The following is a 12,583-nucleotide window of genomic DNA, read 5'->3' as shown; positions in this document are numbered from 1 at the left end:
AATATAATACATAATTTGTGAAGAAAATAAGAAGTAAAACCATCTTTTTTGTCAAAAATAAGTCTAAAAGTAAAATCAATCTATAAATATTTGCATAATATAATAAAAAAATAACTTAAAATCTAAAATGTCAACCTAAAACCAGATAAACTTTTGTCAAATTTACGAAAAAATATTGACATAATTGTGAACAGGGTGGATAATGGATGAAAAGGAGGATGATGGAAATGAATACATCAAAAGCTATGTTAAAAGCAGTTAAGTATTATGGAGGGACATTATTAATTGCTGGGATCATCATCTTTTCGATCGGATTCTTTGGAAACGTTTCCAGCGCATTAACTGGTATCGGTATTGGAACGGTAATGGGAGCTATTTTTGTCTTTTTAATGGGGGTCTTTTTTGTAGCTACAGAGGAAGTATTAGAAAAGACAGGACTTAGAAAATCAAAATTAGACACATTAACAAAAGTAACGGCAACATCTATTAAAACAAAGTAGGAGCGCCCTATAAGAGGACGCTCCTTTTTTTATTTATTGAAATTGGTAAGTCCAAACCATTGTTAGTAGGGAACCAAGAATGGTGAAGATAGCAATTAATACACCGTAGTATATTGTGATATAGATGGCGTTTTTATCTTCTGATTCACCAGCATGCATGAATAGTACTAATTGTAGCCCTGCTTGAATAAAAGCAGTTACTAGTAAGATCGTCATTCCAATTGCAAATGACATATCAAAGAAGTAAACCATTAGGGCAACAGCAGTGAGCACGAGTGAAAAGATAAATCCCATCACTTGTTTCATCGGGAATAATTCTTTCATCATTACATCATTCCTTTCAGATAGACGAAGCTGAAGATGAAGATCCAAACAACGTCTAGGAAGTGCCAGTAAAGAGAGAAGATAAATGACTTATTCGTTGTTCTTGGTGTTAAGCCATATTTCTTTACTTGAATTAGGATACATATTCCCCAGAATAACCCGAAAGTTACGTGCGCGCCGTGTGTTCCTAAAGTTGTTAATAGGATTGCACTAAAAGCACTTGTTTGTAGTCCTGCGCCAACATGAACATAGTGAACGAATTCGTAAATCTCAACACCGAGGAAAATAGCCCCAAGTACGATGGTTGCAATAAAGAATCCCATCATTGCTTTTTGGCGTCCAAGTCTCATCGCGTGAACCATAAGACCGATTGTAAAACTACTTGTTAATAAAACGAGCGTTTCAATTAATACAGGTGTAATTTCAAAAATTTCAGCACCCGATGGGCCATCACCTGTACCACCTGACAAAATAAAGTAAGATGCAAATAATGTTGCAAATAACATAACTTCCGCACCAAGGAAAATCCAGAAGCCAAGAATCTTCAAGCGATTTTCATCAGTACTGTATTCAAGAGGGAGAGAGTGATCAATCTTCATTATCTTTTACCTCCCAATTCTTTTTCTGTTTCTTCTATTTCTTCAATAGAAATATATCTTCCATGATCATTTTCAAATGATTGATAAGCCATACAAGCGAAAATACCTAGTGTACAAATAATTAACGGAATCCACATTGCAAAGACGAACGAGAATCCCCACAGGAAGAAGATAATACCCATAATAAATGGAATACCACTGTTGTTTGGCATGTGAATCTTTTCAATTTTATCTGGGAATAACGTTGTGCCTTTCTTCTTTGAATCCCAGAATGTTTCATAGGTATCGATCTTAGGCATAGTTGCAAAGTTGTACTCAGGAATTGGTGTATGTGTAGCCCATTCAAGTGTACGTGCATCCCAAGGATCTGATCCAATGTCACGTGGTGCATGACGGAAGCTATAGTAAATGTTATAAACGATCAACGCAAATCCAGCTGCTAACATAAGTGCGCCAACCATAGAAATCATATTCCAAATACCAAATCCACTTGCTTCAGAATAAGTGTACATACGTCGTGCTTGACCATCTAAACCAGAGATGAACATTGGCATAAAGGCAACTAATGTACCAATAGCAATAATCCAAGCGCCGATTTTACCAAGACGATCATTTAACATGAAGCCAAACATTTTTGGCCAGTAGTAGTAAAGGGCAGCGAGCATTGCGAACACAACCCCAGGAATGATTACCATATGGAAGTGAGCAACTAAGAACATTGTATTATGGTATTGATAGTCAGCTGCTGACATACCAAGCATAACCCCTGTTACACCACCAAGTGTGAAAAGTGGGATAAACAACATTGAGTAAAGCATTGGCGTTGTCATAACGATTTTACCTTTATACAGTGTTAACAACCAGTTGAATATTTTAACACCGGTAGGTACTGCTATTGCCATCGTGGTAATAGAGAAAATACTGTTAACAAAAGCGCCTTGACCCATTGTAAAGAAGTGGTGAACCCATACAACGAATGATAATAGTGAAATGATTACCATTGAAGCAACCATTGATTTATAACCATATAAGTTACGTCTAGCGAAAGTAGAAATAACTTCACTGTAAATACCGAATGCAGGTAAGATCAAGATATATACTTCAGGGTGTCCCCAAACCCAGAAAAGGTTGGCCCATAACATATCCATACCGCCATTTGTTGAAGCGAAGAAATGTGTACCGAATAAACGATCTAATGTACCCATTGCAAGCGCAACTGTTAATACAGGGAAAGCAAATACGATAATAACGTTAGTAATTAAAGCTGACCAAGTAAACATTGGCATTTTCATTAATGTCATGCCAGGAGCACGCATTTTCAAGATTGTCGTCAAAAAGTTAATACCTGTTGCTAATGTACCAAGACCGGCAATCTGTATAGCAATCATATAATAGTTCGTACCGACGGAGGTACTAAATTCATTATCTGCTAACGGGAAGTAAGATGTCCAACCGGCATCTGGTGACCCTCCGACAACGAATGAAATATTGAATAACATAGCACCGGCAAAGAATAACCAGAAGCTAAGTGCATTAAGACGTGGGAACGCAACATCGCGAGCCCCAATTTGCAGTGGAACAACAAAGTTCATAAAACCGATAATAAATGGCATAGCCATGAAGAGAATCATAACAACACCATGTGTTGTGAATATCTCGTTATAATGCTGTGCATCAAGCAACTTGTTCTCAGGTGCTGATAATTGCGCACGCATCATAATTGCGTCAGCGCCTCCACGGAATAGCATGAGGATCGCTGCGATAATATACATAATACCTAATCGTTTGTGGTCAACAGTTGTTAACCATTCACGCCATAAATAACCCCATTTTTTAAAATATGTTAACCCAACTACAATGGCGATAGAAACAACTGCGATTGCTACCATTGATGCATAAATAGCTGGACTTGGATGCGGTATGGCAAAACGTTCAAAGAACTCCATCCTGTATACTCCTTTCAGAAGATGTCAATTGACACTTCATCTAATTAATGGCCACTGTGGTCAGAGTGACCTTCGTGCTCATCATGATTTTCATGATTTTCTTCTGAATCTTCATCATTAGATTGATGATGTTCATGCCCTTCAGGTGCCGGGCTAAAGTCTAAATGAGTACCAGTAAACGTCATTTTACCTAAATGACCTGGTTCTAATAACTCTTCAAATTTTTCTTCAGTGATTGGATCTGCTGTTTGATGAACTTCATCAACCCATTCTTCAAATTCAACTGGAGACATAGCTGTTACATCAAACGTATTTTCAGCAAAACCTTTTCCGCTGAAGTTAGCATTTCTACCCATGAATTCACCTGGATGATCAGCAGCTAAATGTAATGTTGTTACCATATCGGCCATTGCATATTTCTGTCCACCAAGTTGTGGAATCCAGAAGCTTGTAATTGGACCGAAAGAGTAAAGTTTAAATTCAAGTGCTCGATCTGTAGGAATATATAAGTAATTTACTGTTTCGATATTTTCTTCAGGATAGCTAAAGTGCCATTTCCAGTTAGATGATGATGCATATACAACTAATGGCTCCTTATCCTCATATCCTGGAGGTGTAGCTTCAACTTTATAATTACTTTGGACAGAAACAAATGATAGATAAGCTACAATTAGTACAGGAATTCCGACACAAACTGCCTCCACCCATTTATTTCCCTCGATGTGAGGTGGTTCATAATCTTTTGCTTGTTTAGATGAACGATATTTAATGAGCATATATGCAAGCATTGCAAAAACTACAATAACAATGCCAGACATTAACCAAATGGACATCATAATATCGTTAGCCTGGACTTCGGCCTGTGGACCTTTAGGATTTAGAACAGTAAGTGGTTCACACCCAGCAAGTACGGCGGCAATGGCAACTACAGCCAATAAAAGAGCCCTTTTCAATTTCATTGATGTACCCCTTTCTATCTTTCTACAAAACTATTGTTTTATTTTGAACGTGAATTATCACGTCTGTAACCCTATGTTAGTATCATAAATGGTTAAAAACAATTGAATGTGATAGGTGTCACAAAATGTTCATGAACAAATGATGAATTTGGTCACAAAATGTTCATGAAACTGAAAGTAAAAAGAAAAAATAATATTATTTAAATACTCTATTTTGAGAAAAAACTGAAAATTAAACATTGTATCATTCAATAAATCTTAAAGGTAGTTTCTGGATTTATTATATTAATATAAATGTTGTTGGATGTTGAATAACGGCACCCTCAAAAAAAATGTGAAGTCTGCGAATGATTTTGAAACGAATGAAAAAGAGGAGGGTTATCTTGTTAAAGAAATTTGATATTGATCAATTTTTAGACGGTGTATATAACCCAACTGATGATATTCATCATTTATTAGACATCATTGAAATAGATGATTTACTTGAGAGAACAAAATAGACCTTTTAATTCTTCAATTTATTGTTGGATATGCTGAACGATGATTGAATATATAGTTAGATTTAAACGAATTTTTCCTATAAGAAGCTTAACTGAAAATGATTTAAAAGCTTTATGGTATAAGGGTTAATCAAACAATAGATAAAGAAAGGCGAGCAAGTTATTACAATTAACTAGATCGTTTTTCTTTTTTTATGAGTATTTTTTTGTACTAGCAAGTATATAGTGGGATTTTTTCTTTCATTATATAACCCTTAATAACCCTAAAAAATTTCAAAAGAATAAAGTTAGGAAAGAAAGTAAAACTAAAAATACATCCATCAAAAAAGAAAGTGAAGAGGTGAGGAGAAAATGGTGAAAAGAGTGTTATTCGCAACGGTCTTAGTCTTGTTTAGCTTTGTATTCATCTTAAGTCCTCAAACAAACTATGCGGTTGATAATGCGCCTTCTTATGCGAAGTGGGGCAAAGAAGCGATGATGATTGCAAAGGAAAAATACCCATTAGCAGATATTGTTGATTATCAGCATCTTGGAAAAGAGATAAAGGAACAAACTGAAATAGAAAAGTTTAAACTTTGGATGCGTCAGCAGGAGAAAGAATATGGGCTCTATGTTTTTATTGAATATAATAAAGATACAGAGAGAATCGTCCGTATTTTTACAGAAAAAACCGATCGTTAACGTATTTGCTTTACTTCTATTAGTTGTGCGAGAGGAACAACTTGATTCTTACCTATGTTGTTTCTGTCGTACACCCTCGCCATTTTAGTTAATTCATAGAGATCGACAATGACGATATTTACACCGTCGAAAGTCACTTCATATTCGTTGTGACTATTTAGTAGTTCCCTCGCTCTAGATAAATCCATAGGTCTACACCCTCTCGTAGTATTTTCATTAGTTTGATTATCTAGTGCACAATTCTACCAATAATAAGGCTTTTGATATATACTTAAATAGGAAAACGGTTTAGAAGTTGAATGATTGTCAGGCTTGTAGACGTTTAGTTCATCTGGCCAATTTATTACACTAATAGGCGTGAAATAGGAAATAAAATTAATTCACTTTTTTAATATAAGTATTTTTTCAAAAAATATTAGCTGTATTTTTGTGATTTTCTCTTTTTTCCCTTTGTATATACGCCTTTAACGTGGTAAAATGGCTTAGGAAACATTTCGTCCTCTGGAAATTAACATTATTCGGAATTTTAATATACGAAATAATATTGTTACTATCCTAGTATGGATATTGGACGGAAATAAATTATCCAAATATATTTAAAAAAGAGTTGTGGAGGTAATTTTCCATGAAGAAGCCTTCAGAGGGTAGTGGGCCTTTAGAAAGTTTTTATGGTCCTAACCTTGGCTATGTAATCGAGCTTTATGAGATGTATTCAGAAAATCCAGAATCAGTTGACCAAGAAATGAGAGAGTATTTTGAGGTTAATGGTTCACCGTTGCAACAAACAGGGGTAGCTCCTGTAAGTACAGGAGCAGAAAGCACTGGCGTAAGCCCAGAACAAATTGAAAAAACTTTGTCAGCTATTCGTCTTGCCGATTTTATTCGTTCAAACGGACATAAAGCTGCTGATATTTATCCCCTAAGTAATAGGGAAGAAAAGAATGTTGCTATTTTTGATTTAAGTAATTATGGATTAACAGAAGCAGATTTACGTGCAATACCAGCTCATCTTATTTGTACAGATGCGAATATTCCGTTAAGAGATGGATTAGAAGCATTGGAATACTTAAAGAATGCTTATATGGGAACATTAGCATTTGAATTTACACATGTTGATAACTTAGAAGAAAAAGATTGGCTACGTCGCAAGGTTGAAACAAATAGCCTTAAACTTAACCTGCAAAAACCTGAAAAATCGAAAGTGTACAAAAGATTAACAGAGGTAGAGGAGTTTGAAAAATTCTTACACCGTACTTTCGTTGGTCAAAAACGCTTTTCCATTGAAGGTTTAGATACAATGGTACCAATGTTAGATGAAATTGTATCAGGTTCAGTTGCGAATGGAACAAAAACAATAAATATTGGAATGGCACACCGCGGACGTTTAAATGTGCTTGCTCATGTACTTGGTAAACCTTATGAGATGATATTCGCGGAGTTTCAGCATGCGCCAAACAAAGATCTTGTCCCATCAGAAGGTTCCATTGGCATCAGCTATGGTTGGACAGGTGATGTAAAATATCATCTTGGATTAGACAAACAAATCAAGGCTGAAAATACGACAGTTGCGAAATTGACACTTGCTAACAATCCAAGTCATTTAGAATTCGTTGGCCCGGTAGTTGAAGGGTATACAAGAGCGGCACAAGATAAACGCACTTCTTTTGGTTTCCCGGAAGTTAATTACGACGAAGCACTTTCCATCATTATTCACGGAGACGCTGCTTTCCCAGGACAAGGTGTTGTCGCTGAAACATTAAATCTTGGTCAATTAAATGGCTATAATACAGGTGGTTCCATCCATATTATTGCTAATAACACAATTGGCTTTACAACAGAATCTTATGATTCTAGATCGACTAGATATGCAAGTGATTTAGCAAAAGGTTATGAGGTACCGATCGTGCATGTAAATGCAGATGATCCGGAAGCCGTTATTAATGCCGCTAAATTAGCGATTGAATATAGAGATAAATTCCATAAAGATTTCTTAATTGACTTAATTGGGTATCGTCGCTTTGGTCACAATGAAATGGACGAGCCGATGACAACGAATCCAGCGATGTATAATATTATTCATAAAAGACCTACGATCAAAGAACTGTATGGCGAGAAATTGAAAAAAGATCAGTACTTATCAGAAGAAGAGGTTACTACTATTCAATCTGAAGTAGTAGAAAAACTTCAGCAAGCTTACGATAAAGTGCCAGATAAACAAGAAGATGCAACAGAATTAAATCCACCTGAGACAGTGGAAAATGGTATACCTAGTCTTCAAACAGCTGTGCCATTAGAATCTTTACAACAATTGAATGAAGAGCTTCTAAAATGGCCGGAAGAATATAAAGTCTTTAGAAAGCTAAGTAAAATTTTACAACGTCGTAAAAATGGACTAGAAGAAGTAGGAAAAATTGATTGGGGTCATGCTGAAACATTAGCATTTGCTTCAATTATTTCAGATGGTACACCTGTGAGACTTACGGGTCAAGATTCAGAGCGTGGAACATTTGCCCATAGAAATATTATGTTACATGATGAAGTAACAGGTAAATCGTTCTCACCGATACATCAAATCTCAACAGCTAAAGCTTCATTTGCTGTTCATAATAGCCCGTTATCAGAAATGGCTGTACTTGGGTTTGAATATGGTTATAATGTGTCAGCTCCAGAAACATTAGTTCTTTGGGAGGCGCAGTTCGGTGACTTTGCGAACTCTGCACAAGTGATGTTTGATCAATTCATTTCTGCTGGTCGCGCGAAATGGGGTCAAAAATCTGGTTTAGTAATGCTTCTTCCGCATGGATATGAAGGACAAGGACCAGAGCATTCAAGTGCAAGATTAGAAAGATTCTTGCAACTGGCAGCTGAAAATAACTGGACTGTAGCTAATCTTTCTTCAGCAGCGCAATACTTCCATATTTTAAGAAGACAAGCAGCGATTTTAAATAAGGAAGAAGTAAGACCATTGGTGATCATGTCACCTAAGAGTCTTTTACGAAACCCTACAGTTGCTGCAACTGCTAAAGATTTATCAGAAGGGCAGTTTAACTCGATTCTTGAGCAATCCGGTCTTGGTGAGAAAAAAGATCTTGTGAAGAGAATTGTTTTCACCTCAGGAAAAATGGCTATTGATTTAGAAGATAAATTAAAAGATATTGAAGATAAAGAATGGTTCCATATTGTACGTGTAGAAGAAATTTATCCGTTCCCATTTGCTGACATTACGGAAGTAGTAAAACGTTATCCAAATCTTGAAGAAATGATCTGGGTGCAAGAGGAACCGAAGAATATGGGCGCATGGAATTTTGTTGAACCTAGGTTAAAACATATTGCCCCTGACGGAGTAGAGGTAAATTATATCGGTAGACGCCGCCGCTCAAGCACAGCAGAAGGCGATCCAGTCGTGCATAAAAAAGAGCAGCAGAGAATTATTGAAGAATCTTTAACACGTAAGTAATAAGGAGGAAATTATTGTGGCAGAAATTAAAGTTCCTGAATTAGCAGAATCAATTACAGAAGGTACAGTCGCTCAGTGGCTTAAACAACCTGGTGATACAATCAACAAAGGTGATTATGTTGTTGAGCTTGAAACAGACAAAGTAAATGTTGAAATCATTTCTGAATATAGTGGTGTACTGGCAGAATTGAAAGCAGAAGAAGGCGACACTGTCAATGTAGGGGATACCATTGCGGTAGTAAGTGAAGGTGGAGAAGCTCCTGCTCCTAAAGCGGAAGAGAAAAAAGAGGAAGCACCACAAGAAGTTAAAGAAGAAGCGAAACCAGCTGATTCTAAACCAGCTGAAGAAAATAAACAGCGCACAATTGCTTCACCGGCAGCTAGAAAAATGGCTCGTGAAAAAGGAATCGATTTAAGTGAAGTTCCAACAACAGATCCAATGGGAAGAGTGCGTTCACAAGATGTTGCGAACTACGATCCAAACCAAGCGAAACCAGCGGCGCAGCCACAAGCTGCAGCGAAACCAGCTTCTAAGCCAGCAGCAGCTGAGGCAAATAGTGAAAAACCAGTAGAACGCATCCGTATGAGCCGTCGTCGTCAAACGATTGCGAAAAGACTCGTAGAAGTTCAACAAACATCTGCTATGTTAACAACATTCAATGAAATTGATATGACAAATGTGATGAACTTACGTAAAAAACGTAAAGATAAATTCCAAGAAGAAAATGATGTTAAACTTGGGTTTATGTCTTTCTTCACAAAAGCGGTAGTTGCTGCACTTAAACGTAGCCCGTTATTAAACGCTGAAATCGATGGCGATCAACTAGTTCTTAAAAAATTCTATGACATCGGTATCGCTGTTTCAACAGATGAAGGTTTAGTTGTTCCAGTTGTAAGAGATGCTGATCGTAAAAACTTTGCAGAAATTGAAAAAGATATTATGGGTCTTGGTAAAAAAGCAAGAGATAATAAACTAGCGATTTCTGATTTACAAGGTGGAACATTCACAATCACTAATGGTGGTGTGTTTGGTTCATTATTATCAACGCCAATTCTTAATGGACCACAAGTAGGTATCTTAGGGATGCATTCAATTCAAACTCGTCCAGTTGCTATTGATGCTGAAAGAATGGAAAACCGCCCAATGATGTATGTTGCACTTTCTTATGACCACCGTATTGTTGATGGTAAAGAAGCAGTAACATTCCTTAAACGTGTTAAAGAATTAATTGAAGACCCTGAGTCTTTATTATTTGAAGCTTAATATAAAATAAACGAATACTCAAAAGGGTTTATAGCGAGGAAGTGAAGCGATTTATTGTTCACTTCCTCGTTTTTTTGTGAGTCGCACTCATAGTTGAAGCCTTCATTTGAACTTCGAGAGAATGGCATGCCTTTGAAGAAGTATGTCATCAACACTTGGACATGACTCAAAACTGTAGCGATAAAGGGCCAGGAAAAATCGAGTAGGCCAATCTTCTTGATAGTTAAACCATTGATTAAACACCCTATATTTTTACATTTGTATCATCAACAAGCGACCCACACCTTTTATTGTTGCATTCCTTAGGCTTTTTAGTCGTCCCCTATTAATCATAATTTCAAACCTTTTAGGGAATAGTAAGGTTTATGCACTTGATAAAAATAATTTTACGAATGTAAAAATGTTGCATTAAGGAAACTTTATAAATAAAATGCATATTATGATAGAAAAACAGGAGTGATGACCATGAGAGGAAGGAAAAATAGGATTTTGAAATATTCCGTACTGTTCAAAAAGCTGGGTGTTATTTCTGATATGGACTATAAACAAATACTACAAAATAATGAAATTCAAACGACAAAGGAAATAAAGCAACGATAATTAAAAAATGGATGGGTATCTTCCACATTACTGAAAGATCAAAATAAAAAAAGGCGAGCAAATAATTGCTCGCCTTATGCTTTACTCTTTAAATGGTTTTAATCCCCGTTTTTGAATTTCAGCTTTAAGTATTCGAATCCATTCCTTTTCTGAACCTGACTTTAATGCATCACGATACGAGACGACCAACTGTTCATTACTCATTATCTTCATTTGATACATACCTCCTAGGTAAAGGATTGAATATTCTTTTATTTATTGTAAACGTTATCCCCTGTTTTGAAAAGGAAAAATGAATAAAATTTTTAATTGTTAAGGAAATGTAAAATGTCTATAAAGAACAAACAATTTATTTGAGAAGTAATAGTCGAGTAAGAAAACTTTCATAGATAAGTAGAAAAGTTATGGTAAACTAATCTTATCTAGAGTAAATTTGGATATATTTTCTTTTGATGAAAGGGGGATCCTTTATGAAACTGGATCATATCGTTCATTTTATTAATCGAAGCCCTCAAGAGATTGTCGATCATTTATCTGTTATGAATATAAAAGCGGTAAAAGGTGGCAGACATGAAAAATGGGGAACATATAATAGTTTATTGTACTTAAACTCATCTTACATAGAATTTTTAGCTATAGAAAATAAAGCGACTGCTGTGCAATCAGAAAACCCCTTAATACAACAAGCTGTGCAGGATATAGCTACATTTGAGGGCTTAGGGCAAGTATGTTTTCGCACAGAAAATATTGAGGTTTTAAAGCAAGAATTGAATGAAAAGGGATATAAAACCTATCCGATCTTTCCTGGTGAACGGATGAGGTCAGATGGGCAACTGATTAGATGGAAGATGCTATTTTTACAAGCAAAACGTAAAGTGCCTTTTCCTTTTTTCATTCAATGGGAACAAGATGATCATACGAGATATGAAGAATTCAAGACATTAGGTATGATAGATCAAAAACTTATTCATACGAAAGTAAAGGACATTGTGTATAATGTAGAATCACCTGAAGAAACAGCTGAGGAATGGTGTGAGTTGTTTCAAGGGAAACAACAAGGGACAAATGTAATGATTGCAGATGTATCCTTTAAGTTTGACGCATATAATGAAAAACATGCTTGCAAAAACCGTCCCGTTTATATTACATTACAACCTTTTTTGAAGAATGAAAAAACAATACAACTCTTTGGCTCTTCTTATCATTCATTATAGAAAGAGGGGTGTAACATGCAAATAAATGAAACGAAACGAATGACATTCTTTGTATTTGAAAAAGCGTACATTAAACAAATGAATGAAATTTGGGGTAGTCAGGAAGTGATGGCCAGAAGTGGAGGAGCAGTTGCTTCTGTCAAGATTCCTAAAATCGTCAAATGGTATGAAGACTGTCATAAAGAATACGGCCTCTCAGTATATATTTTAAAAGATAAGAAAAACAATGAAGTCATTGGAGCAGCTGGATTTAATATTGATGCCTCAGTGAAACGAATTGAATTAATTGCCCATTTTAGAAAATCTTATTGGCATAAAGGCTATGCCACAGAAGCCATCACAGCATGTATCAAATTAGCAAAAAGACATAAAAAAGTAAAATACATTCAAGCCTCATGTGATCCTAAAAACGAAGCATCCATAAAAATCGTAGAAAAACTAGGGTTTACTTTATTAGGCAAAGAATGGTTTGATGACACTCGCCAAGAAGAACTTGTATATGAATTGAGATTAGTTTAAGGACGAGAGACGGGGGGAAG

Annotated in this window: 12 protein-coding genes; 6 read left to right on the top strand and 6 right to left on the bottom strand. The window is 35.9% G+C overall.

The window, feature by feature from the left end; translation table 11 throughout:
• Nucleotides 1-227 precede the first annotated feature (227 nt).
• Entirely contained in the window at nt 228-500 is a 273-nt protein-coding gene (locus MHH73_RS12170; protein WP_191814251.1) for a hypothetical protein, read from the top strand.
• 33 nt (nt 501-533) lie between these two features.
• Here the strand turns inward: MHH73_RS12170 and qoxD are convergent, their stop codons facing one another.
• Genes qoxD through qoxA form a run of 4 tightly spaced genes read right to left on the bottom strand, consistent with a single transcriptional unit; the run spans nt 534 to nt 4,328 of the window.
• Complete coding sequence (qoxD, locus tag MHH73_RS12165) at nt 534-824, bottom strand: cytochrome aa3 quinol oxidase subunit IV (RefSeq protein ID WP_191814527.1); 291 nt, start codon at nt 822-824, stop codon at nt 534-536.
• A gap of 2 nt (nt 825-826) precedes the next feature.
• On the bottom strand, nt 827-1,423 hold the full coding sequence (qoxC, locus tag MHH73_RS12160; RefSeq protein WP_191814249.1) for a cytochrome aa3 quinol oxidase subunit III: 597 nt from the start codon (nt 1,421-1,423) through the stop codon (nt 827-829).
• The gene (gene qoxB, locus MHH73_RS12155; protein WP_191814247.1) at nt 1,423-3,369 is read right to left on the bottom strand and encodes a cytochrome aa3 quinol oxidase subunit I; all 1,947 of its coding nucleotides are present in this window, start codon (nt 3,367-3,369) and stop codon (nt 1,423-1,425) included. Before qoxB ends, qoxC begins: the two co-directional genes overlap by 1 nt.
• A gap of 44 nt (nt 3,370-3,413) precedes the next feature.
• On the bottom strand, nt 3,414-4,328 hold the full coding sequence (gene qoxA / locus MHH73_RS12150; protein WP_191814245.1) for a cytochrome aa3 quinol oxidase subunit II: 915 nt from the start codon (nt 4,326-4,328) through the stop codon (nt 3,414-3,416).
• 851 nt (nt 4,329-5,179) lie between these two features.
• Between qoxA and MHH73_RS12145 the strand changes: the two genes are divergently transcribed.
• The gene (locus tag MHH73_RS12145) at nt 5,180-5,509 is read left to right on the top strand and encodes a DUF3889 domain-containing protein (RefSeq protein WP_341067059.1); all 330 of its coding nucleotides are present in this window, start codon (nt 5,180-5,182) and stop codon (nt 5,507-5,509) included.
• Here the strand turns inward: MHH73_RS12145 and MHH73_RS12140 are convergent.
• Nucleotides 5,506-5,697, bottom strand: a complete 192-nt coding sequence (locus MHH73_RS12140; protein ID WP_341067057.1) for an H-type small acid-soluble spore protein — start codon at nt 5,695-5,697, stop codon at nt 5,506-5,508. The two genes, MHH73_RS12145 and MHH73_RS12140, sit on opposite strands and share 4 nt — an antisense overlap.
• Nucleotides 5,698-6,134: 437 nt before the next feature.
• On the opposite strand from MHH73_RS12140, the gene MHH73_RS12135 reads away from it, so the two are divergent.
• Together MHH73_RS12135 and odhB are read left to right on the top strand one after the other, a co-directional pair.
• On the top strand, nt 6,135-8,966 hold the full coding sequence (locus MHH73_RS12135) for a 2-oxoglutarate dehydrogenase E1 component (protein ID WP_341067054.1): 2,832 nt from the start codon (nt 6,135-6,137) through the stop codon (nt 8,964-8,966).
• Between the two features lie 16 nt (nt 8,967-8,982).
• Nucleotides 8,983-10,230 (top strand): 2-oxoglutarate dehydrogenase complex dihydrolipoyllysine-residue succinyltransferase, encoded by a 1,248-nt coding sequence (gene odhB, locus MHH73_RS12130; RefSeq protein WP_341067053.1) that lies wholly within the window; start codon nt 8,983-8,985, stop codon nt 10,228-10,230.
• A 681-nt stretch (nt 10,231-10,911) separates the two neighbouring features.
• Here the strand turns inward: odhB and sda are convergent.
• The gene (gene sda, locus MHH73_RS12125) at nt 10,912-11,043 is read right to left on the bottom strand and encodes a sporulation histidine kinase inhibitor Sda (RefSeq protein WP_191814237.1); all 132 of its coding nucleotides are present in this window, start codon (nt 11,041-11,043) and stop codon (nt 10,912-10,914) included.
• Nucleotides 11,044-11,300: 257 nt separating this feature from the next.
• On the opposite strand from sda, the gene MHH73_RS12120 reads away from it, so the two are divergent.
• On the top strand, nt 11,301-12,044 hold the full coding sequence (locus MHH73_RS12120) for a VOC family protein (RefSeq protein WP_341067048.1): 744 nt from the start codon (nt 11,301-11,303) through the stop codon (nt 12,042-12,044).
• A 15-nt stretch (nt 12,045-12,059) separates the two neighbouring features.
• The gene (locus MHH73_RS12115) at nt 12,060-12,563 is read left to right on the top strand and encodes a GNAT family N-acetyltransferase (protein ID WP_191814233.1); all 504 of its coding nucleotides are present in this window, start codon (nt 12,060-12,062) and stop codon (nt 12,561-12,563) included.
• The last annotated feature ends 20 nt before the right edge of the window (nt 12,564-12,583 follow it).

This window comes from Cytobacillus sp. FSL K6-0265, assembly GCF_038003465.1.
GTDB classification, from domain to species: domain Bacteria; phylum Bacillota; class Bacilli; order Bacillales; family Cytobacillaceae; genus Cytobacillus; species Cytobacillus stercorigallinarum.
Note: the sequence above shows the minus strand (reverse complement) of the source record. Positions and strands in the feature narration are given on the sequence as shown.